The sequence below is a fragment of the Pseudomonas donghuensis genome, assembly GCF_000259195.1.
Lineage (GTDB): Bacteria > Pseudomonadota > Gammaproteobacteria > Pseudomonadales > Pseudomonadaceae > Aquipseudomonas > Aquipseudomonas donghuensis.
Window position 1 is genome coordinate 40,780 of sequence record NZ_JH650771.1, and the last position, 21,508, is coordinate 62,287.

Sequence of the window (21,508 nt, forward strand, 5' to 3'; positions counted from 1 at the left end):
GCCAGCAACTGCAAGACGCTGCTCGACGGCATGGCCGCGATCGGCTTGCGCAGCTTCCTGCCGGCTGAGATCCAGGCGCCGATCATTGTCACCTTCCATGCCCCGCAGGATCCGCGCTACCAGTTCAAGGACTTCTACGAGCGGGTCAAGGCCAAGGGCTTCATCCTTTACCCGGGCAAGCTGACCCAAGTCGAGACCTTCCGCGTCGGTTGCATCGGCTGCGTCGGTCCGCAGGGCATGCAGGCTGCGGTCAATGCCATCGCCCACGTCCTGCAGGAAATGGAAGTGCTGGACATCTGACACCACGAATTCCTTTTACCTGACCAGCGCCACCACCCGCTCAAGGAACCCTGAACATGAACTACAGCAATCCGACCCACCTGCAAGCCGCGATTCTCGACTGGGCCGGCACCGTGGTCGATTTTGGCTCCTTCGCCCCGACGCAGATCTTCGTCGAGGCCTTCGCCGAGTTCGACGTCGAAGTGTCCATTGAGGAAGCCCGCGGCCCGATGGGCATGGGCAAGTGGGACCACATCCGCACCTTGTGCGACCAGCCGCAAATCGCCGAGCGCTATCGCAAGGTGTTTGGCCGCACCCCGAGCGATGCCGACGTCACCGCCATTTATGAACGCTTCATGCCGCTGCAGATCGAGAAGATCGCCGTGCACTCGGCACTGATTCCCGGTGCCCTCGACACCCTGGCCGGGCTGCGCCAGGACGGCCTGAAGATCGGCTCGTGCTCGGGCTACCCGAAAGTGGTGATGGACAAGGTGGTGGCGTTGGCGGCGCAGAACGGTTATGTGGCCGATCACGTGGTGGCCACCGACGAAACCCCGAACGGCCGCCCCTGGCCGGCCCAGGCCTTGGCCAACGTGATTGCCCTGGGGATCGATGACGTCGCCGCCTGTGTCAAGGTCGACGACACCGTGCCAGGCATCCTCGAAGGTCGTCGTGCCGGCATGTGGACGGTAGCGCTGGTGTGCTCGGGCAACGCTCTGGGCCTGACTTACGAAGGCTACCGCGCTCTGGCCTCGGACACGCTCGAACGCGAACGCAAGCGCATTCATGCCCTGTTCGAAAGCTCGCGCCCGCACTACCTGATCGACACCATCAACGAGTTGCCGCAAGTGATTGCTGATATCAACAAGCGCCTGGCACGAGGCGAGATGCCGCAGGCGGTGTAAAACCACCCTCGCGGTGCAAGCCCGCTCCTACAGGCAGGAGCGGGCTTGCACCGCGGTTAGCTGCCTCACTTCTGATGCCGCTCGACCCACACGGCAAATTTGTCGATAAAGGCCTGCAAGAACGGCCGGGTCTTCTCCGACAGTTTGCCGTGCTCATCGAACAGCGTTGCCGCCCCTGCGATATACGCCTCCGGCTGCTGCATGCACGGCACATCGAGGAACACCAGCGACTGGCGCAGATGATGGTTGGCGCCGAAGCCGCCCACCGCACCGGGCGACACACTGATCACCGCCCCCGGCTTGCCGTTCCAGGCGCTCTGGCCATAGGGCCGCGAGCCCACATCGATGGCGTTCTTCAACACCCCCGGCACCGATCGGTTGTATTCCGGGGTGACGAACAGTACCGCATCACTGCTGCGAATCTGCTCGCGAAAGGTCTTGTAGGCCTGGGGCGGATTGGCATCGATATCCTCGTTGTACAAGGCCAGCTCGCCGATTTCGACACTGTGCAGTTTGAGGTTGGACGGCGCGAGCTCCGCCAGCGCACGGGCGACCTTGCGGTTGAGGGACTCCTTGCGCAAGCTGCCGACGACGACGGCGACTGAATACACCTGGCTCATGGCAATTTCCTGACGTGAAGAAGAAAGGGAGTTGTAGGTATAGATGATCCCGCCCGGGTCTGAAGTTTTTTTCCGTTCGGGCAAAACTTACCAGGCAAAACAGTGGTCTATGCCTGACAGATCCCTATTTCTTCAGAGGTTGCACGGTAAATGACAGCAGTACTGGTCGGACAGTTTCATGCACGGGACGCAGAGGGCCGCATCTATCCCGTTCATGAGTTCCAGGAAGCCACCCTGCAGGCCGACGGTAGTGGCGCAGCCCTGCCGGTTACCACCTATAAGCTGGCAATCGGCGACCGGGTCAATCATCTGGGTGAGGATCGCTTCGAGCTGGTGCAAAGCGGCGTGGAAATCATCCGCATTCCCTGACCGTGCTCACACCTTGATGCAATCGACGGTATAGATCCGCCCCTGCGCAGTCGTTTCGTGCTGCAACCCATGCACATCGGCGACAAAGCCGGGAAAGCCGCTGTCGAAGGCGGCGGCAAACGCCAGGTAATCGATGATCGAGCGGGTCGCCTCGGTAAACCGCTCCCCCGGCATGATCAACGGAATTCCCGGCGGATAGGGCACCAGCATGACTGCGGCGATGCGCCCGAGCAACTGCCCGATCGGCACCGCCTCGACCTCCCCGCGCACCATCCGGTCATAGGCATCGGCGGGTTTGATCACCACTTCCGGCAAGCGGGTAAACAGGCGCTTGAGCTGCTTGGCGATGGCATTGCTGCGGTAGCAGGCGTGCAGTTGGTCGCACAGGTCCCGCAGGCCCAGGCCCTGATAGCGCAGCGGATCGAGCTGAGCGATGCACGGCAGGCTTTCGACCAGGCTGGTATTGGCGTCGTAGTTGCGCTTGAACTCGAGCAACTCGGTCAGCAGCGTGCTCCATTTGCCCTTGGTGATGCCCATCGAGAACAGCACCAGAAAGGTATACAACCCGGTCTTCTCCACCACCAGGCCGCGCTCCCAGAGAAACTTGCTGACCACTGCCGCTGGAATGCCGTGCTCGCTCAAGGCTCCGCCGGCGCTGAGCCCCGGCATCACCAGGGTGACCTTGATCGGGTCGAGCAGCACGTAATCATCACTGACATCGCCAAAGCCATGCCAGTCGGCCTGCGGCTGCAACAGCCAGTCCTCGGTCGCTACCCGGCGTACGCCCTCCTCCAGCGGCGGCTGCCAGATGCTGAACCACCAGTCGTCCTTGTCCATATGCTCGCGCAGTTTGGCCATGGCCCGGCGAAAGCTCAGCGCCTCATCAAACATTTCCTGTAGCAGGGAGCGCCCGGCTGGGCCTTCCATCATCGCCGAAGACACATCCAGCGAGGCAAGGATGCTGTACTGCGGCGAGGTGGAGATATGCATCATGAAGGCTTCGTTGAAGCGGTCGCGGTCCAGCTGCCGGGCGCCACCGTCCTGCACATGAATCATCGACGCCTGGCTGAAGGCTGCCAACAGCTTATGGGTGGAATGGGTGCTGAACACCAGCGGGCTGCCGGCACTGCGCGAAGTACCCATGGCGTAACGCCCGCGGAAGAATTCGTGGAACGCCGCGTAGGCGTACCAGGCCTCGTCAAAATGCAGCACCTCGACACTGTTGCCCAGTTCCTGCTTGATCAGTTCGGCGTTGTAGCACAGCCCGTCGTAAGTGGAGTTGGTCACCACCGCCAGCTTGACCTTGGCCGGCCGGCCCCGGGCCAGGGGGTTGGCCTGAATCTTGGCGTGGATCGACGCCGGGCTGAATTCACTCAGCGGGATTGGCCCGATGATGCCCAGCTCGTTGCGCTCCGGGCACAGGTACAAGGGGATGGCCCCGGTCATGATGATCGCGTGCACCACCGATTTGTGACAGTTGCGGTCGACCAGCACCAGGTCATCACGGCCGACCATCGAATGCCAGACGATCTTGTTGGCCGTCGAGGTACCGTTGATCACGAAGAAGGTATGGTCAGCGCCAAAGTTTTTTGCCGCGCGGGCCTCGGCGGCGGCCAGGGGGCCGGTGTGGTCGAGCAGCGAACCGAGCTCGGGCACCGACACCGACAAATCCGAACGCAGGGTATTTTCCCCGAAGAACTGATGGAAGGCCTGGCCGACCGGACTTTTGCGGTAGGCCACGCCACCGCCATGACCGGGCGTATGCCATGAATAATTCGATTGCGCGGTGTGTTGCACCAGGGCCTTGAAGAACGGTGGCAGCAGTCCATCCAGGTAGCTGTGCGCCGCCCGTGCCACTTGCCGGGCGAGAAACGGCACGGTGTCTTCGAACAGGTAAAGAATGCCGCGCAGCTGGTTCAGCTCGCTCATCACATCGGCGGGGGCGTTTTCCAGCGTCACCTGCTCGCCAAGGGCGAAGATCGGCAAGTGCGGGGCACGCACCCGGGCCAGGCGAATCAGATCGACCATGTTCTGCAGCAAATGGGTGTTTTCGCCTGCGCCTTCGGCGGCAACCAGCATGCAGGCAAGGCCATGGTGGGTCGAGGCGACCAGACGAGCTTCGGCGTAGTCGATCGCCGGCAGGATGGTGAGACCGTCCTGGGCCAGCTCCTGGGCAATACCGCGGACACGCTCGCCGGCGACCGTATCGGCCTTGATGTCGCGATGCACGATCAGGACGGGAAACTTGAGGTCCTTGTACATGGGCGGGCGCTTCCTCCGAGTGACAGCTGCGTCAACTCAGGGTAGAAGGTCGCCAGCGCCTCTGCGCGGCAAATTGCCTCAGTTTGCGTCGGCCAGCTGCTGCCACAGTGCCGGGCCACCGGCGGACTTGGCAATCGCCTCCAGGCGAGCCATGTGCAGCTCGAGCTCTTGCTCGCTGGCGCGGATGATCCGCCCTGGCTGTCGGCTGGCGGGCAGGCGGCGGATCTCGCTGGCGCGGTTGTCTTGCCCCTCCTCCTCGCCGTCGGCACCGTGCCCGGCCAGCGACAGGCTGGTCTGGCCACCGGTCATGTTCAGGTAGACGTCGGCCAGCAGCTCCGAGTCGAGCAGCGCGCCGTGCAGCTCACGGCCGGAGTTGTCGACGCCGTAGCGCTTGCACAGGGCATCAAGGCTGTTGCGCTGGCCCGGATGCCGGGATCGGGCCAGCATCAGGGTGTCGAGAATGGTGCAGTGCTGGGTGATATCGGCGCGGTCGCGCTGACCGAGCAAGGCGAACTCGTTGTTGATGAAGCCAACGTCGAACGCCGCGTTGTGGATGATCAGCTGGGCGCCCTGGATGAACTCGAAGAATTCATCGGCGACCTCGGCAAAACGCGGCTTGTCGAGCAGGAAGGAATCGGTGATGCCGTGGACGCCGATGGCGCCTTCATCGCTCTCACGGTCCGGTTGCAGGTAGACGTGGAAGTGTCGCCCGGTCAAGCGTCGGCCCATCAGCTCGACACCACCGATCTCGATGATTCGGTGGCCGTCGGTGACCGGCATGCCGGTGGTTTCGGTGTCGAGGACGACCGACCTGTTGTTCTGAATCTCCACGCCGGGGGTCTCCTGCCGCGTACAGTCTGGTGAAAAGCCGGCCATTCTACCTCAGCTCAAGGGTGAGTGGCGGCCGCTGTGCTCAACGCAGACTACGGACCTCGTCAACGCCGCGGTTGGCCAACTGGTCGGCGCGCTCGTTGCCATGATGGCCGACGTGCCCGCGCACCCACTTCCAGGTGACCTTGTGCCGGCCCACCTGCTCATCGAGCAATTGCCAGAGGTCGGCGTTCTTCACCGGCTCTTTGGAAGCGGTCTTCCAGCCACGCTTCTTCCAGTTGACCATCCACTCGGTGATGCCTTTCATCACGTACTGGGAGTCGGTCACCAGCAGCACTTCGCATTCACGCTTGAGCGCTTCCAGGCCCTTGATCGCGGCCATCAATTCCATGCGGTTATTGGTGGTGTCGCGCTCGCCGCCCCACAGTTCCTTCTCGACGCCCTTGCAGACCATCAGCACACCCCAGCCACCCGGGCCAGGGTTACCCTTGCAGGCGCCATCGGTAAATATCTCGACGCTATCGCTCATTTACAGCCTTTTCATCAATGATTTGACCCCGTGCCCTTGGGGCCCGGAACTCAGGGTTCGGAATGGCGCCGGTTGACCTTGGCCATCGGCAGCGGCAGCAGCTTGCCCATCGGTTCGCGGCGCTCCAGACGCAGGGGTCGCAACCCCACCACCATCTTGCGCGCCACCAGCAGGTAGACGCCGCCACCGGCACTCTGCCAGCCACCGGCAACCCGCTCCCAGCCGGCCAGGCGCTGTTGCCAGGCGGGGGATGCGAGCGGCGGACGATAGCACCCGAAGCGGCGTTTCTCCAGCGCGAAGCCCAGCAGGTTGAGCCAGTCGCCGACCCTTGAGGGGGAAATGCAGCGCGCCTTGCGCAGGGCATCATGGGCAAACACCCGACGCATGCCCCAACTGCTCCAGGGGTTGATACCGACGATCAGCAGATGGCCGCCCGGACGCACACTGCTGGCGGCCTCGCGCAACAGGCCATGGGGCGACAGGCTGAAGTCCAGGCCGTGCTGCAGCACCACAACGTCGGCGGCGTGCTCGCTCAGTGGCCAGGCCTGTTCTTCACAGACGATCTCGACCCCCGGCAGCGGCGCGCCCAAGCGCACGTTGCGCTGCACCTGCGGGGCTTTGGGCGGCGCTTCGGCGCAGGGGCCGTAGTGCACCAGGTAACCACCGAAGTAACGCCCCAGCTCCTCTTCGAGCAGGCGTTGTTCCTCCTTGAGCATGAGTTGCCCGAGGGGGCCGGCGAACCAGTCGCGGGCCTGGCTGATCAGCTCCAGCCACTGCGGATCGGCCTGGGCGAAGGCTTGATCGGTCATTGCAGTCTCCCTTGAAGGTTCTCGACAGCGCACAGAGCTACTAAGATGCACCCATGTCCACCGTTTGGCGAATCGCACCATGATACAGATCGATGCCCTGCCCGCTTTCAACGATAACTACATCTGGTTGTTACAAGATTCTGCCAGCCAGCGGTGCGCGGTGGTCGATCCGGGCGATGCGGCACCGGTACTGGCCTGGCTTGAACGCCATCCCGGCTGGCACCTGAGCGATATCCTCATCACCCACCACCATCACGACCATGTCGGTGGCGTCGAGCAGCTCAAGGCGCGGACCGGCGCGACCGTCTACGGCCCCGCCCAGGAACGCATTCCCGGTCGTGACCAGGCCCTGGACGACAACGCCAGCGTGCGCGTTCTGGGCCTGGATTTCCAGGTCATCGCCGTCCCCGGACACACCCTGGGACACATTGCCTATTATTGCCAGCAAACAGCCACGCCCGTGCTGTTCTGTGGCGATACCTTGTTCGCCGCTGGATGCGGGCGCCTGTTCGAAGGCACACCGGAGCAAATGCACCACTCCCTGCAGCGCCTGGCCGCCCTGCCCGCCGAAACCCTGGTGTACTGCACCCACGAATATACCTTGAGCAACCTGCGCTTCGCCCAGGCCGTCGAGCCTGAAAACCCGCACATTGCCCAACGCTTCGCCGACGTTACCGAGCTAAGATCACAAGATCGCATCACGTTGCCTTCAACCCTGGCCCTGGAAAAGCTCACCAACCCCTTTCTGCGGACCTCCGTAACATCCGTTAAAGAAAAACTAGACGAACGGAATGGCCCGATAAACCCCACGCCAAGTGCTGTTTTTGCTGGGTTGCGCGCTTGGAAAGATCGGTTCTAAACAGCCGCTGTTGGTGACGGAAAGTTCTGAAAGGTTGACCGTTGAGGGGCCGCTTTCTAGAATCCCCCGACATTTTTGCCCGGAACTTTGTCCCAGCCAATGTCGTCCACTAGCCGCAGAACCTTCAATTCCGTCGCCCTGACGCGCCTGGCCCAAGCCAGTGCGCTGGCCCTGGCCGCCACCCTTGTGGGCTGCCAGAGCACCCGTCAAGTCGACGAATCCGACAGCGTTCGCGCGCACAACTACCAGGCTCGGGCCAAGCAGAAACCGCTGATCGTACCGGTCAAACCGGTGGAGCAAGCGCCTCAGGACGTCTGGGAACGCATGCGCCAGGGCTTCGTGCTGCAGGACGGCGTTGCAGTCAACCCACGCATCGAACAGCAACGCCTGTGGTTTGCCAGCAACCCCTCGTTCCTGGAAAACGCCGGCGACCGCGGCAGCCTGTACATCCATTACATCGTCGAACGCCTCGAAGAGCGCAACATGCCGCTGGAGCTGGCCCTGCTGCCAGCGATCGAAAGCGCCTACAACCCAATGGCCTATTCACGGGCCCATGCGGTAGGCCTGTGGCAGTTCATCCCCTCCACCGGGCGTTACTTCAACCTGCGCCAGACCCGTTTCTACGATGGCCGCCGCGACATCACCGCCTCGACCAACGCCGCGCTGGACTACCTGACCCGTCTGCACGACATGTTCAACGGCGACTGGCTGCTGGCCCTGGCGGCCTACAACGCCGGCGAAGGCACCGTCAGCCGCGCCATCGAGCGCAACGAGAAGCTCGGCCTGCCGACTGACTACTGGAACCTGCCGCTGCCGCAGGAAACCCGCGACTACGTGCCCAAGCTGCTGGCCCTGTCGCAGGTGGTGATGACACCGCAGGCCTATGGCGTCAACCTTAACCCGATTGCCAACGAACCGTACTTCGAAGCGGTCGCGATCAAGGACCGCCTCGATCTGTCACGTGTCGCCGCCCTGGCCGAAATCGACGAAGACGAGCTGTTCCAGCTCAACCCGGCCTTCAAGAAGCGCATGACTGTCGACGGCCCGCAGCAGTTGCTGGTGCCGACCGCCAAGGCACAGCTGCTGACCGCCTCGCTGTCGAACATGAAGCCTGAAGAGCTGCTGACCCTGCAGCCGAAAAAAGCCGTGTTCGAAGCTGCCATGGCCGAAGCCGCACCGCGCACCAGCACGACCCGCAACAGCCGCTACCGGGTCAAGCGTGGCGACAACCTGGCCAGCATCGCCAAGGCCAACAAGGTCAGCGTCAAAGACCTGCAGCGCTGGAACAAGCTCTCCGGCCAACGCCTGAAGACCGGCCAGACCCTGGTGATGCAGAGCACCCAGCCGGCTGGCGCAAAGAACCAGAAAAAATCCACCCAGTACAAGGTGCGCAAAGGCGACTCGCTGTACCTGGTGGCCAAGCGCTTCAACGTCGAGATGCAGCACCTCAAGCGCTGGAATCCACGCAGCGGCCACGCCCTCAAGCCGGGCCAGACCCTGACCGTCTACCTCAATCATTGAGGCCCGCGCTCCGGTCACTGACCGGAGCGCCCTGCAGCGCCCCATGCGGCACTCTTTTTCCAGTCGATACAAGCTGTTACTGTAGCCGGAATAAAGCCCAAGCCGCCTGGATCGGATCTCGACTTGATACGTCCCCTCCTGTTGCTGTCACTCAGCCTGGCCTTGAGCTTTCCCGCGGGCGCAACAATCAGCGAAAGCCACGGTTACGCCCAGTTCGGCACGCTCAAGTATCCAGCCAAATTCACCCACTTCGACTGGGTCAATCCGCAAGCGCCCAAGGGCGGTACCTTGCGGGCCATGGCATTTGGCACCTTCGACACCCTCAACCCCTATACCTTCAAGGGCTCAAGCCCGGTCACCACGCCGAACTTCTTGCAGTACGGGGTGAGCGAGCTGAACGAAACCCTGATGGTCGGCACCGGCCAGTACGACCCCTCCGGTGATGAGCCCACGTCCAGCTATGGCCTGATCGCAGGCTCGGTCGAGTACAGCGAAGACCGCAGCTGGGTGGTGTTCAACCTGCGTCCCGAGGCGCGCTTTCACGACGGCAAGCCGATAACCGCCAGCGACGTGGCGTTCTCCTACCGCACCCTGCTCAAGGAAGGTCACCCGATCTACCGGACCAACCTGCAGGAAGTAAAGCGCGTCGACATTCTCAACCCGCGACGTATCCGCTTCGTCTTCAAGCGCGCAGGCAACCCGCTGCTGATCCTGCGCCTGGGCGAGATGCCGGTGCTGCCGGCGCACTACTGGAAGGGCCGCGACTTCAAGGCCACCACCTTCGAGCCGCCGCTAGGCAGCGGCCCGTACCGCATCACCCAGGTCCAGCCTGGGCGGCGCCTGGTGTTCGAGCGGGTGAAGGATTACTGGGGCAAGGACCTGGCGGTCAACCGCGGCAAGTACAACGTCGACCGCGTCGAATTCGAGTTCTACCGTGACAGCGCAGTGGCCTTCGAAGCCTTCAAGGCCGGCGAGTTCGACATCTACATCGAGCACCAGGCGAAGAACTGGGCCAACGGCTACAACTTCCCGGCGGTGCGCCGCGGCGACGTGATCAAGGCGCAGATCCCGCACAAGATCCCGACCCAGACCCAAGGCCTGTTCATGAACAGCCGCCGCGCGACCTTCAGCGATGTGCGGGTGCGCCAGGCGCTGGGGTTGATGCTCGACTTCGAATGGACCAACCGCACCCTGTTCAGCAGTGCCTACCAACGTGCCAGCAGCTATTACCCCAACAGCGAGCTCGCCGCCAGCGGCCTGCCGGTGGGCAAGGAATGGCTACTGCTGGCGCCCTACCGCAAGCAATTGCCGGCGGCGCTGTTCACCGAGCCGTACAAGGTCAGCCACACCGACGGCCGCGGTATCAACCGCCAGACCCTGCGCCAGGCCCTTGACCTGCTCGGCCAGGCCGGCTGGAAGCTCAACGGCCAGCGCCTGCTCAACAGCGCCGGGCAACCCTTGAAGCTGGAGCTGCTGCTGGTCAATCCGAACCTTGAACGGATCCTGCAACCTTATGTCGAAAATCTTGCCAGCATTGGCGTCGAAGCACGCTTGCGCACAGTAGACCGGGCCCAGTACAAACAACGCCTGGACCAGTTCGATTTCGACATGATCCTGATGACCCTGAACCAGACCCTGAGCCCGGGCCTTGAACAATGGCTGTACTTCCATTCAAGCCAGGCCTCGACCAAGGGCAGCAAGAACTATGCTGGCGTGAAAGACCCGGTGGTCGATCACCTGCTCGACACCCTGCTGGCCGCCCAGAGCCGTGAGGACCAGGTGACTGCGGCACGCGCCCTGGACCGGGTATTGCTGTGGCAGTACTACATGATTCCCAACTGGTATCTCGACAACCACCGCCTGGCCTACCGCAATCGCTTTGCCTTTGTGGCCACGCCGCCCTACACCCTGGGGCTCAACAGCTGGTGGATCAAGCCTTCGGAGAAAGCCCAATGATGCCAATGTCCCGCCTGCGCCTGAAGGCCTGCGCACTGCTGCTGGCCTGCCTCGGCAGCCAGGCACTGGCTGCACCGCAACACGCCCTGACCCTCTACGATGAAGCGCCGAAGTATCCGGCAAATTTCAAGCACTTCGACTACGTCAACCCCGACGCGCCCAAGGGCGGCACCTTCCGCCAGGCCGGTTTCGGCGGCTTTGACAGCCTCAACCCGTTCATCAACAAGGGCGTAGCGGCCGACGACATCGGCCTGATCTACGACACCCTGATGACCCAGAGCCTGGATGAGCCTTTCACCGAGTACGGCCTGGTCGCCGGCAAGATCGAGAAAGCCCCGGACAACAGCTGGGTGCGCTTCTACCTGCGCCCCGAGGCACGTTTTCATGACGGCCAGCCGATCCAGGCCGACGACGTGGTGTTCACCTTCAACACCTTGATCAAGCATGGCGCACCGCTGTACCGCGGCTACTACGCCGATGTCGCCGAAGTGATCGCCGAAGACCCGCAGCGGGTGCTGTTCAAGTTCAAGCACAGCAATAATCGCGAACTGCCACTGATCCTCGGCCAGTTGCCGGTATTGCCCAAGCACTGGTGGGAAAACCGCGAATTCACCAAGGGCAACCTGGAAATCCCCCTGGGCAGCGGCCCGTACAAGGTCGCCGAGGTCAAGCCGGGGCGCTCGGTCCGCTATGAGCGGGTCAAGGACTACTGGGGCAAGGACCTGGCGGTCAACCGCGGCTTCTACAACTTCGACGAGATGACCATCGACTACTACCGCGATAGTGCGGTCACCCTCGAAGCACTCAAGGCCGGCCAGTTCGACTACCGCCTGGAAACCGCAGCCAAGAGCTGGGCCACTGCCTATGACGTGCCAGCAGTGCGGCACAAGCGCCTGATCCTCGAAGAGCTGCCCAACGGCAACCCGACCGGCATGCAGGGCTTTGTCTACAACATCCGCCGCCCGCTGTTCCAGGATATCCGGGTGCGTGAAGCACTGAGCCTGCTGCTGGACTTCGAATGGACCAACAAGCAGCTGTTCAACGGTGCCTACACCCGCACCGGCAGCTACTTCGAGAACTCCGACATGGCCGCCCGCGGCTTGCCCGACGCCGCTGAACTGAAGATTCTCGAACCGCTGCGCGGCAAGATTCCCGATCAGGTGTTCACCCAGGCCTTCGCCAACCCGGTCACCGATGGCAGCGGCATGATCCGCGAACAACAGCGCAAGGCCTACAAGCTGCTGCAGGAAGCCGGCTGGCGCATTGTCGACGACAAGATGGTCGACGCCCAGGGCAAGCCGGTATCCATCGAATTCCTCCTGGCACAGACAGAATTCGAGCGCATCCTGCTACCGTTCAAGCGCAACCTGGCGGACCTGGGTATCGACCTGGTGATTCGCCGGGTCGATGTCTCGCAATACATCAACCGCCTGCGCTCGCGGGATTTCGACATGATCGTCGGCGGCTACCCGCAGTCCAACTCCCCGGGTAACGAGCAACGCGAGTTCTGGCAGAGCGCCGCCGCCGACAATCCCGGCAGCCGCAACTTCATCGGCCTGAAGGACCCGGCCATCGACACCCTGGTAGAGCAGCTGATCAACGCCGATTCGCGACAGAGCCTGATCGAGCACTCGCGCGCCCTGGACCGGGTGCTGCAATGGGGCTACTACGTGATCCCCAACTGGCACATCAAGACCTGGCGCGTGGCCTACTGGAACCACATCGGCCACCCCAAGGTTTCGCCCAAGTACGACATCGGTATCAACACCTGGTGGATCAAGCCCGATGTCGAGCCGGTGGTGCCGCTGAACCCGGCGCCCGAAGCGCAAGCGGCCGAAGGGGCGAAATAGCATGCTGGCCTATATCTTTCGCCGTTTGCTGCTGATCATCCCGACCCTGCTGGGCATCCTGATCATCAACTTCATCATCATCCAGGCCGCCCCGGGCGGCCCGGTGGAGCAGATGATCGCCAAGCTCGAAGGCTTCGAGGGCGCCACCAGCCGCATCGCCGGTGGCGGCGCCGAAGTTTCGGTGGCCGGCTCCAACTACCGCGGTGCCCAGGGCCTGGACCCGGCCTTGATCAAGGAAATCGAGCAGATGTACGGCTTCGACAAGCCGGCGCCGGAACGCTTGTGGATCATGATCAAGAACTACGCCCACCTGGATTTTGGCGACAGCTTCTTCCGTGACGCCAAGGTCATCGACCTGATCATCGAGAAAATGCCGGTATCGATCTCCCTGGGGCTATGGAGCACGCTGATCATGTACCTGGTGTCGATCCCCCTGGGGATCGCCAAGGCCACCCGTCACGGCAGCCACTTCGATGTCTGGACCAGCTCGGCGATCATCATCGGCTACGCCATCCCGGCGTTTCTGTTCGCCATCCTGCTGATCGTGCTGTTCGCCGGTGGCAGCTACCTGGACTGGTTCCCATTGCGCGGCCTGACGTCGAACAACTTCGATGAGCTGAGCACCACCGGCAAGCTGCTCGACTACTTCTGGCACCTGGCGCTGCCAGTCACTGCGCTGGTGATCGGCAACTTCGCAACCATGACCCTGCTGACCAAAAACAGCTTCCTCGACGAGATCAACAAGCAGTACGTGGTCACCGCCAAGGCCAAGGGCCTGAGCCCCAACCGCGTGCTCTACGGTCATGTGTTCCGTAATGCCATGCTGCTGGTGATCGCCGGTTTTCCCTCGGCGTTCATCGGTATCTTCTTCACCGGCTCCTTGCTGATCGAAGTGATCTTCTCCCTCGACGGCCTGGGCCTGATGAGTTTCGAGGCAGCGATCAACCGCGACTACCCGGTGGTCTTCGGCACCCTGTTCATCTTCACCCTGCTCGGGCTGGTGGTGAAGCTGATCGGCGACCTGACCTACACCCTGGTCGACCCACGCATCGACTTCGACAGCCGGGAGCACTGAGATGAACCTGTCACCTCTGAATCGCCGGCGCTTCGAGCGCTTCAAGGCCAACCGCCGTGGCTGGTGGTCGCTGTGGCTGTTCCTGATCCTGTTCGGCCTGAGCCTGGGCGCCGAGCTGATCGCCAACGACAAGCCCCTGGTGGTGCGTTACGACGGCCAATGGTACTTCCCGGCGCTCAAGCGCTACCCGGAAACCGCCTTTGGCGGCGAATTCCCGCTGGAGGCCAACTACAAGAGCCCGTACATCCGCGAGTTGCTGGCGGCCAAGGACAGCCTGGTGCTGTGGGCGCCGATCCCGTTCAGCTACCAGAGCATCAACTACGACCTCAAGGTCCCGGCCCCTGCCCCGCCGTCGACGCAGAACTGGCTGGGTACCGACGACCAGGGCCGCGACGTGCTGGCACGGGTCATCTATGGTTTCCGTATCTCGGTGCTGTTTGCCCTGACCCTGACCATCCTCAGCTCGATCATCGGCGTGATTGCCGGCGCCCTGCAGGGCTTTTACGGCGGCTGGGTGGACCTGGCCGGGCAGCGCTTCCTGGAAATCTGGTCGGGGCTGCCGGTGCTGTACCTGCTGATCATCCTCGCCAGCTTCGTGCAACCGAACTTCTGGTGGCTGCTGGGGATCATGTTGCTGTTCTCATGGATGAGCCTGGTGGATGTGGTGCGCGCCGAGTTCCTGCGCGGGCGCAACCTGGAGTACGTGCGTGCGGCGCGGGCGCTGGGCATGCAGAACGGCGCGATCATGTACCGGCACATCCTGCCCAATGCGATGATCTCGACCATGACCTTCATGCCGTTCATCCTCACCGGCGCGATCGGCACCCTGACCGCCCTGGACTTCCTCGGCTTCGGCCTGCCGCCGGGGGCGCCGTCGCTGGGTGAACTGGTGGCCCAGGGCAAGTCCAACCTGCAAGCGCCCTGGCTGGGCATGAGCGCTTTTGCCGTGCTGGCACTGATGCTCAGCCTGCTGGTGTTCATCGGCGAATCCGCCCGCGATGCCTTCGACCCGAGGAAATGAGATGAGCAAGCAAACCTTGATCGAAGTCCGCGACCTGGCCGTCGAGTTCGTCACCGGCGATCAATGCCAGCGGGTGGTCGAAGGGGTCAGTTTCGACATCCGCCGCGGCGAAACCCTGGCCCTGGTCGGCGAAAGCGGGTCGGGCAAGTCGGTGACGGCGCACTCGATCCTGCGCCTGCTGCCCTACCCGCTGGCCCGCCACCCTAGCGGCAGCATCCTGTTCGAGGGGCGCGACCTGCTGACCCTCGACGAAAAACAGATGCGGCGCATCCGCGGCAACCGTGTCGCGATGATCTTCCAGGAGCCGATGACCTCGCTCAACCCGTTGCACAACATCGAGAAGCAGATCAACGAGATCCTCCTGCTGCACAAGGGCCTGCGCGGCAAGGCGGCCACCGAGCGCACCCTGGAGCTGCTGGCGATGGTCGGCATACCTGAGCCCCACAAACGCCTCAAGGCGCTGCCACACGAGCTCTCAGGCGGTCAGAGGCAGCGTGTGATGATCGCCATGGCCCTGGCCAACGAGCCCGACCTGCTGATCGCCGATGAACCGACTACGGCGCTGGACGTTACCGTACAGTTGAAGATCCTCGAACTGCTCAAGTCCCTGCAGGCCCGCCTGGGCATGGCCCTGCTGCTGATCAGTCACGACCTCAACCTGGTCAAGCGCATCGCCCATCGGGTCTGCGTGATGCAAAAGGGCCAGATCGTCGAGCAGGCCGATTGCGAAGAATTGTTCCGCAACCCCAAACACCCCTACACGCAGATGCTTCTCGGTGCCGAACCCAGCGGCGGCCCGGCCGGCAACCCGCCCGGCGCCCCGATGCTGCAGGTCGAGGACCTGCGCGTGTGGTTCCCGATCAAGAAGGGCCTGCTGCGGCGCACCGTCGATTACGTCAAGGCCGTGGACGGCATCAACTTCAGCCTGCCCCAGGGCCAGACCCTGGGTATCGTCGGCGAAAGCGGTTCGGGCAAGTCGACCCTGGGCCTGGCGATCCTGCGCCTGCTTGGCAGCCAGGGCAGCATCCGCTTTCAGGGCACGGCCCTAGAGAACCTGACCCAGCAGCAGGTGCGGCCATTGCGCCGGCAGATGCAGGTGGTCTTCCAGGACCCGTTCGGCAGCCTCAGCCCGCGCATGTGCGTCAGCGATATCGTCGGCGAAGGCCTGCGCATCCACCGCATGGGCAGCGCCGCCGAACAGGAGCAGGCAATCATTGCCGCCTTGCATGAGGTGGGGCTCGATCCGCAGGCGCGGCATCGTTATCCGCACGAGTTCTCCGGCGGTCAGCGCCAGCGCATCGCCATCGCCCGGGCGCTGGTGCTCAAGCCGGCCCTGATCCTGCTCGACGAGCCGACCTCGGCACTGGACCGTACCGTGCAGCGCCAGGTGGTGGAACTGCTGCGCTCATTGCAGAGCAAGTACAACCTCACCTACCTGTTCATCAGCCACGACCTGGCGGTGGTCAAAGCGCTCAGCCATCAGTTGATGGTGGTCAAGCAGGGCCAGGTGGTGGAGCAAGGGGTGGCGGCGGATATCTTTGCCGACCCGCAGCATGCGTATACACGGCAGTTGCTGGAGGCGGCGTTTCTGGCCCCAGCTGCCGTTCAGTAGCCTCTTCGCGGGGCAAGCCCGCTCCTACAAACCGATGGGAGCGGGCTTGCCCCGCGATGAAAACAAAAAAGGCCGCGTAAGCGGCCTTTTCTGTTTTAAGCATCCAGCACTCAGTAGCGAGTGATATCCGCTTTGGCTTCCAGCTGCTTGCGGTACGCCGCGAAGTCCTGCTGGCCAGCACGCGAAGCGAGGAAGCGGCGGTAGGTCGCTTTCTCTTCTTCAGTGGCCGCAGCGCCTTCGTTGACGCCGTTCAGGCGCAGTACCACCAGGCTACCGTCAGCCAGGGTAACGCTGGCGTACACCGGCTTGTCCTTGGCTTCTGGCTTGCTCATGCGGAACAGCGCCTGCAGCTCGACCGGGTCGATACCTTCCTGGCTGCGCGAAACCGCTTCCTGGACTTTCCAGGCCTGACCGTCCTGGCTGGCCGCCAGGGCAATCTTGCCATCACGCAGACCGGCGATCAGGGCATCGGCCTTGGTCTTCAGTGCAGCAGTCGCCTGCTCTTTGGCCAGGTGCTTGCGGATGCTCTCGGAGACGACTTCAAGGCCCAGTTGCACAGGCTTGCGGTGTTCATTGACGCGCAGCACAACGATGGTTTCCGGATCGAGCTCGATGGCCGTGCTGTTGGCAGCCGCTTCCAGCACTTCTGTGCTGAACGCAGCCTGGATCACGGCGCGGTTGGCAGTGATGCCTTCGCCGCCTTCACGACCGAACGCCGCCGAAGTCTGCACCTTCAGGCCCAGCTCCTGAGCCGGTTGGGCCAGGTCGGAGGCTTCGAACGCCGAGTCTTCCAGTTGCTTGGTCACTTCGACAAAGCGCTGTTCGACCTGCTGGGCCTTGAGCTCGCGGGTCAGCTTGTCTTTCAGGCTGTCGAAGCTTGGTACTTCCGGCGCCTGGACACCGAGCAGCTTGATCAGGTGGAAACCGTACTCGGTACGCACCGGCCCCGAGACCTGGTCCTTGTTCAGCGCGTACAGCGCCTCTTCGAAGGCCGGATCATAGACGCCCTGCCCGGCATAGCCGAGGTCACCGCCGTTGTTGGCCGAGCCCGGGTCCTGGGAGAATTCCTTGGCCAGGGTGGCAAAGTCTTCGCCCTTGGCCAGACGCGCCTGGATCTCTTCGATCTTGGCCTTGGCCTGCCCCTCGTTCACCTTGTCGTTGATTTCGACAAGGATATGCGCGGCATGACGCTGCTCGGCGAGGTTGGCGATTTCTTTCTCGTACAGCGCCTTGAGCTCGTCCTGGTTGACTTCAACCTGGTCGAAGAACGCGGACTTCTTCAGCTCGATGTAGTCGATGACGACCTGATCGGGGCTCATGAATTCCTTGGCGTGTTGGTCGTAGTGCGCCTTGATCTGCTCGTCGGTAACCTTGACCGCGGCCGGGTCGGCCTTGAAGGTCAGCGAAGCGAAATCACGGGTCTGTTTTTCCAGACGGGCGAAAGCGTTGACCTGGTCGTCGGTGACAAAACCGCTGCCGGCAAGGCCGGTGCGCAGTTGGCCGATGAGCATTTCCTGGGCCAGCATTTCGCGGAATTGCAGACGGCCGTAGCCCATCTGGCGAATGACCTGGTCGAAGCGCTCGGCGCTGAACTTGCCATCTTCCTGGAATTCAGGCGTTTGCAGGATCAATTGGTCGAGGGCCGCCTCGGAGAAAGCGAACTTGGCGTCTTCGGCGCCCTGGAGCAGCAACTTGCGATCGATCAGCCCCTTGAGCGCGGCTTCACGCAGCATTTGCTCGTTGAGCATGGCCGGATCGAAATCCTTGCCCAGCTGTTGCATCAGCTGCCGACGTTGCATGTCGACGGCCTGGCTCAGCTCGTTCTGGCTGATCGTGTCGCCATTGACCTTGGCAGCGTCCTGGCTGTTGGTGGTGGCCTGGAAGATGGCATCGAAGCCGGTCAGTGCCATCAAGGCTACGATGACACCGATGATGGTCTTGGCAATCCAACCTTGTGAATTGTCCCTGATATTCTGCAGCATGCGTCCCCCAGAAACGGTTGTACTGAATGAACCAACCGTGGAGCGTGGGTAGAGTCCTGATAGAAGAAAGGCGCATCCGAGGATGCGCCTTCTCGTAACTGGCCGAGCGCCGGGAACCTGGTATCAGGCCTCCCGACGCTCGGCAGCCGGGCCAGGCGTGAACCGGGCTCGGTTAGGCGTGTGCCTGAAGGAAGCGACTTAGTTGACGGCTTCTTTCAGAGCCTTGCCAGCCTTGAAGCCAGGCTTCTTGGCGGCAGGGATTTCCAGGGTCTTGCCGGTTTGCGGGTTGCGGCCGGTGCGCGCTGGACGGTCGGTGACGGAGAAGGTACCGAAACCTACCAGTACCACGGAGTCACCTGCCTTCAGGGCGCCGGTGACGGATTCGATTACTGCGTCCAGCGCTTTGCCAGCGCTAGCTTTCGAAATATCAGCAGATGCGGCGATAGCGTCAATCAGTTCCGACTTGTTCACTCTAAGTCCCCTTATATCTCTATTGAGTTTGTTTCTAAGTATGTAATGAAAAGCTAAACGAGCGCTGGGTGGCCTGTTGACACTTAAGTGCCGCTTTATAACAAGGGCCTGAAAATACTGTCAAGAAAGCCCCCCAGCCAAATACGTACTAATGCGTGCTGATTCTTTCCTTGGAATCGCTGTCGCGCTTTTCATCCTTGGCGACAATCTCCGGAGCCACATCGGGCAAGGGCTCCGGGGCGTATTGCAGCGCAATTTGGAGGACTTCGTCAATCCATTTGACCGGTTTAATCTGCAGATCCTGCTTAATATTCTCAGGAATTTCCTTCAAATCGCGCACATTCTCTTCCGGAATGATCACCGTCTTGATTCCACCACGGTGAGCGGCCAGTAGTTTTTCCTTCAAACCACCAATCGCCAGCACCTGGCCACGCAGGGTGATCTCACCGGTCATGGCCACATCGGCACGCACCGGAATCTGGGTCAGGGCCGAGACCAGGGCGGTGCACATGCCGATACCGGCGCTTGGACCGTCCTTGGGCGTGGCACCTTCGGGCATGTGGATATGGGTGTCGCGCTTCTCGTGGAAGTCGGCAGGAATACCCAGGCTCCGCGCCCGGCTGCGCACCACGGTTTGCGCGGCGGTGATCGATTCGACCATGACATCACCGAGCGAACCGGTCTTGATCAGTTGGCCCTTGCCCGGGATAACTGCCGCTTCGATGGTCAGCAATTCGCCGCCCACCTGGGTCCAGGCCAGGCCAGTGACCTGACCGACCTGATCCTGCTGCTCGGCCAGCCCGTAGCGGTACTTGCGCACGCCAAGGTAGTGCTCGAGCTGCTCGCCCGTGACCTTCACCGCCACCTGCTTGAGGCCGGCGTGCTCCTTAACCACCTTGCGGCAGATTTTCGCGATCTGGCGCTCCAGGCCCCGCACACCGGCTTCGCGGGTGTAATAGCGAATGATGTCGCGAATGGCCGTGACATCGACCTCCAGCTCGCCCTTCTTCAGGCCGTTGGCCTTGATCTGCTTGGGCGACAGGTACTTGACCGCGATGTTGATCTTCTCGTCTTCGGTGTAACCCGGCAGACGGATGACTTCCATCCGGTCCAGCAGGGCTGGCGGAATGTTCATCGAGTTGGAGGTGCAGAGGAACATCACGTCCGAGAGGTCGTAGTCGACTTCCAGGTAGTGATCGTTGAAGTTGTGGTTCTGCTCGGGGTCGAGCACTTCCAGCAGCGCCGAGGCCGGGTCGCCACGCATGTCGCTGCCCATCTTGTCGATTTCGTCGAGCAGGAACAGCGGGTTGCGCACGCCAACCTTGGTCATTTTCTGAATCAGACGACCGGGCATCGAACCGATGTAGGTACGGCGGTGGCCGCGAATCTCGGCTTCATCACGCACGCCGCCCAGGGCCATGCGCACGAACTTGCGGTTGGTGGCACTGGCGATCGACTCGGCCAGCGAGGTTTTACCCACGCCAGGCGGCCCTACCAGGCACAGTACCGGGCCACGGATCTTTTTCACCCGCTTCTGCACGGCGAGGTACTCAAGGATGCGCTCCTTGACCTCTTCCAGCCCGTAGTGGTCGGCGTCGAGGATTTCCTCGGCCTTGGCCAGGTCCAGGCGCACCTTGCTCTGGGCCTTCCACGGCACCTGCACCAGCCAGTCGAGGTAGGAACGCACGACAGTGGCCTCAGCCGACATCGGTGACATCTGCTTGAGCTTGTTCAGCTCGGCCTGGGCCTTGGCATAGGCATCCTTGGGCAGGCCGGCGGCGTCGAGGCGCTTTTTCAGCTCTTCGACTTCGTTGTGACCTTCTTCGCTGTCGCCGAGCTCTTTCTGAATGGCCTTCATCTGCTCATTCAGGTAGTACTCGCGCTGGCTGCGCTCCATCTGCTTCTTGACCCGGCCACGGATACGCTTCTCGACCTGCAGCAGGTCGATCTCGGCATCCAGCAGCGCCAGCACGTGTTCAACACGGGCCGAAAGGTCGAGGATTTCGAGGATTTCCTGCTTCTGCTCGATCTTCAGCGCCATATGCGCTGCCATGGTGTCGACCAGGCGCCCAGGCTCGTCGATGCTGTTGAGCGACGACAGGACTTCAGCCGGGACTTTCTTGCCCAGCTGAACATATTGTTCAAATTGTGACAGCAAGCTACGGACGAAGACTTCAGACTCGCGTTCGGCAGCCTGGGACTCGTCGATCAGCGAAACCTCGGCACGAATGTGCCCGTCGACTTCGTTGAAACGCTCAACGGCACCGCGCTGCTCACCTTCGACCAGCACCTTGACGGTGCCATCGGGCAGTTTCAGCAGTTGCAGGACGGTGGCAATGGTACCGACGCGGTACAGGGCGTCTTCGCCTGGATCGTCGTCAGCGGGGTTCTTCTGGGCCAGCAGGAGGATCTGCTTCTCGCCCGTCATCGCGGCCTCAAGGGCCTCGATGGACTTCTCGCGCCCCACGAACAGTGGGATGACCATATGCGGATAAACGACGACATCACGCAATGGCAGGAGAGGCAAGTCGAGGGTGGTCTTCATGATTTCGCCTCT

The 21,508-nt window shown here is 62.3% G+C and carries 17 protein-coding genes and 1 pseudogene; 10 read left to right on the forward strand and 8 right to left on the reverse strand.

The genetic code is table 11. From position 1 onward, the window contains the following. Nucleotides 1-300 (forward strand): annotated as a pseudogene (locus UW3_RS29095) (2-aminoethylphosphonate--pyruvate transaminase); the annotation flags it as partial. 56 nt (nt 301-356) lie between these two features. Next, nucleotides 357-1,184 carry a phosphonoacetaldehyde hydrolase gene (gene phnX, locus UW3_RS0118575; protein WP_010224341.1) on the forward strand — a complete coding sequence of 276 codons (828 nt, stop codon included), beginning with the start codon at nt 357-359 and terminating at the stop codon, nt 1,182-1,184. A 65-nt stretch (nt 1,185-1,249) separates the two neighbouring features. Here the strand turns inward: phnX and UW3_RS0118580 are convergent, their stop codons facing one another. After that, the gene (locus UW3_RS0118580) at nt 1,250-1,804 is read right to left on the reverse strand and encodes an NADPH-dependent FMN reductase (protein ID WP_010224342.1); all 555 of its coding nucleotides are present in this window, start codon (nt 1,802-1,804) and stop codon (nt 1,250-1,252) included. A gap of 150 nt (nt 1,805-1,954) precedes the next feature. Here UW3_RS0118580 and UW3_RS0118585 point away from each other — a divergent pair, with 150 nt between their 5' ends. Then, a complete protein-coding gene (locus tag UW3_RS0118585) occupies nt 1,955-2,173 on the forward strand; it encodes a hypothetical protein (protein WP_010224343.1) in 219 nt (72 codons plus the stop codon). A gap of 6 nt (nt 2,174-2,179) precedes the next feature. On the opposite strand, the gene UW3_RS0118590 is transcribed toward UW3_RS0118585, so the two are convergent. From UW3_RS0118590 to UW3_RS0118605, 4 genes are all read right to left on the reverse strand, one after another. Continuing rightward, complete coding sequence (locus UW3_RS0118590) at nt 2,180-4,435, reverse strand: Orn/Lys/Arg family decarboxylase (protein ID WP_010224344.1); 2,256 nt, start codon at nt 4,433-4,435, stop codon at nt 2,180-2,182. 78 nt (nt 4,436-4,513) lie between these two features. Next, nucleotides 4,514-5,260: a DNA polymerase III subunit epsilon gene (gene dnaQ / locus UW3_RS0118595; protein WP_272942705.1), complete on the reverse strand. Its 747-nt coding sequence runs from the start codon at nt 5,258-5,260 to the stop codon at nt 4,514-4,516. An 88-nt stretch (nt 5,261-5,348) separates the two neighbouring features. Next, nucleotides 5,349-5,795: a ribonuclease HI gene (gene rnhA, locus UW3_RS0118600; protein WP_010224348.1), complete on the reverse strand. Its 447-nt coding sequence runs from the start codon at nt 5,793-5,795 to the stop codon at nt 5,349-5,351. 50 nt (nt 5,796-5,845) lie between these two features. Next, the gene (locus UW3_RS0118605) at nt 5,846-6,604 is read right to left on the reverse strand and encodes a class I SAM-dependent methyltransferase (RefSeq protein ID WP_010224350.1); all 759 of its coding nucleotides are present in this window, start codon (nt 6,602-6,604) and stop codon (nt 5,846-5,848) included. Between the two features lie 79 nt (nt 6,605-6,683). Here UW3_RS0118605 and gloB point away from each other — a divergent pair, with 79 nt between their 5' ends. The 7 genes from gloB to UW3_RS0118640 all read left to right on the forward strand — a co-directional run bounded on the left by gloB (nt 6,684) and on the right by UW3_RS0118640 (nt 16,498). Next, complete coding sequence (gene gloB, locus UW3_RS0118610) at nt 6,684-7,463, forward strand: hydroxyacylglutathione hydrolase (protein ID WP_010224352.1); 780 nt, start codon at nt 6,684-6,686, stop codon at nt 7,461-7,463. Nucleotides 7,464-7,562: 99 nt separating this feature from the next. Beyond that, on the forward strand, nt 7,563-8,984 hold the full coding sequence (locus UW3_RS0118615) for a transglycosylase SLT domain-containing protein (protein ID WP_010224354.1): 1,422 nt from the start codon (nt 7,563-7,565) through the stop codon (nt 8,982-8,984). Between the two features lie 126 nt (nt 8,985-9,110). Next, nucleotides 9,111-10,940 carry an extracellular solute-binding protein gene (locus UW3_RS0118620; RefSeq protein ID WP_050990027.1) on the forward strand — a complete coding sequence of 610 codons (1,830 nt, stop codon included), beginning with the start codon at nt 9,111-9,113 and terminating at the stop codon, nt 10,938-10,940. Beyond that, nucleotides 10,937-12,790 carry an extracellular solute-binding protein gene (locus tag UW3_RS0118625; RefSeq protein ID WP_026001399.1) on the forward strand — a complete coding sequence of 618 codons (1,854 nt, stop codon included), beginning with the start codon at nt 10,937-10,939 and terminating at the stop codon, nt 12,788-12,790. Before UW3_RS0118620 ends, UW3_RS0118625 begins: the two co-directional genes overlap by 4 nt. Before the next feature lies 1 nt (nt 12,791). After that, a complete protein-coding gene (locus UW3_RS0118630; protein WP_010224360.1) occupies nt 12,792-13,865 on the forward strand; it encodes a microcin C ABC transporter permease YejB in 1,074 nt (357 codons plus the stop codon). Between the two features lies 1 nt (nt 13,866). Then, nucleotides 13,867-14,886: an ABC transporter permease gene (locus tag UW3_RS0118635; protein ID WP_010224362.1), complete on the forward strand. Its 1,020-nt coding sequence runs from the start codon at nt 13,867-13,869 to the stop codon at nt 14,884-14,886. Nucleotide 14,887: 1 nt separating this feature from the next. After that, on the forward strand, nt 14,888-16,498 hold the full coding sequence (locus UW3_RS0118640; RefSeq protein WP_010224363.1) for an ABC transporter ATP-binding protein: 1,611 nt from the start codon (nt 14,888-14,890) through the stop codon (nt 16,496-16,498). Nucleotides 16,499-16,608: 110 nt separating this feature from the next. On the opposite strand, the gene UW3_RS0118645 is transcribed toward UW3_RS0118640, so the two are convergent. The 3 genes from UW3_RS0118645 to lon all read right to left on the reverse strand — a co-directional run bounded on the left by UW3_RS0118645 (nt 16,609) and on the right by lon (nt 21,496). Next, the gene (locus UW3_RS0118645; protein WP_010224365.1) at nt 16,609-18,480 is read right to left on the reverse strand and encodes a SurA N-terminal domain-containing protein; all 1,872 of its coding nucleotides are present in this window, start codon (nt 18,478-18,480) and stop codon (nt 16,609-16,611) included. 198 nt (nt 18,481-18,678) lie between these two features. Next, the gene (locus UW3_RS0118650; RefSeq protein ID WP_010224366.1) at nt 18,679-18,951 is read right to left on the reverse strand and encodes an HU family DNA-binding protein; all 273 of its coding nucleotides are present in this window, start codon (nt 18,949-18,951) and stop codon (nt 18,679-18,681) included. A 148-nt stretch (nt 18,952-19,099) separates the two neighbouring features. Continuing rightward, a complete protein-coding gene (gene lon, locus UW3_RS0118655; protein WP_010224367.1) occupies nt 19,100-21,496 on the reverse strand; it encodes an endopeptidase La in 2,397 nt (798 codons plus the stop codon). Nucleotides 21,497-21,508 lie beyond the last annotated feature (12 nt).

Bases quoted from the DNA above. Each gene is read 5' to 3' on its own strand.
- phnX (WP_010224341.1), top strand. From the start codon at position 357: ATGAACTACAGCAATCCGACCCACCTGCAAGCCGCGATTCTCGACTGG.
- UW3_RS0118580 (WP_010224342.1), bottom strand. From the start codon at position 1,804: ATGAGCCAGGTGTATTCAGTCGCCGTCGTCGTCGGCAGCTTGCGCAAG.
- UW3_RS0118585 (WP_010224343.1), top strand. From the start codon at position 1,955: ATGACAGCAGTACTGGTCGGACAGTTTCATGCACGGGACGCAGAGGGC.
- UW3_RS0118590 (WP_010224344.1), bottom strand. From the start codon at position 4,435: ATGTACAAGGACCTCAAGTTTCCCGTCCTGATCGTGCATCGCGACATC.
- rnhA (WP_010224348.1), bottom strand. From the start codon at position 5,795: ATGAGCGATAGCGTCGAGATATTTACCGATGGCGCCTGCAAGGGTAAC.
- UW3_RS0118605 (WP_010224350.1), bottom strand. From the start codon at position 6,604: ATGACCGATCAAGCCTTCGCCCAGGCCGATCCGCAGTGGCTGGAGCTG.
- gloB (WP_010224352.1), top strand. From the start codon at position 6,684: ATGATACAGATCGATGCCCTGCCCGCTTTCAACGATAACTACATCTGG.
- UW3_RS0118615 (WP_010224354.1), top strand. From the start codon at position 7,563: ATGTCGTCCACTAGCCGCAGAACCTTCAATTCCGTCGCCCTGACGCGC.
- UW3_RS0118625 (WP_026001399.1), top strand. From the start codon at position 10,937: ATGATGCCAATGTCCCGCCTGCGCCTGAAGGCCTGCGCACTGCTGCTG.
- UW3_RS0118630 (WP_010224360.1), top strand. From the start codon at position 12,792: ATGCTGGCCTATATCTTTCGCCGTTTGCTGCTGATCATCCCGACCCTG.
- UW3_RS0118635 (WP_010224362.1), top strand. From the start codon at position 13,867: ATGAACCTGTCACCTCTGAATCGCCGGCGCTTCGAGCGCTTCAAGGCC.
- UW3_RS0118640 (WP_010224363.1), top strand. From the start codon at position 14,888: ATGAGCAAGCAAACCTTGATCGAAGTCCGCGACCTGGCCGTCGAGTTC.
- UW3_RS0118645 (WP_010224365.1), bottom strand. From the start codon at position 18,480: ATGCTGCAGAATATCAGGGACAATTCACAAGGTTGGATTGCCAAGACC.
- lon (WP_010224367.1), bottom strand. From the start codon at position 21,496: ATGAAGACCACCCTCGACTTGCCTCTCCTGCCATTGCGTGATGTCGTC.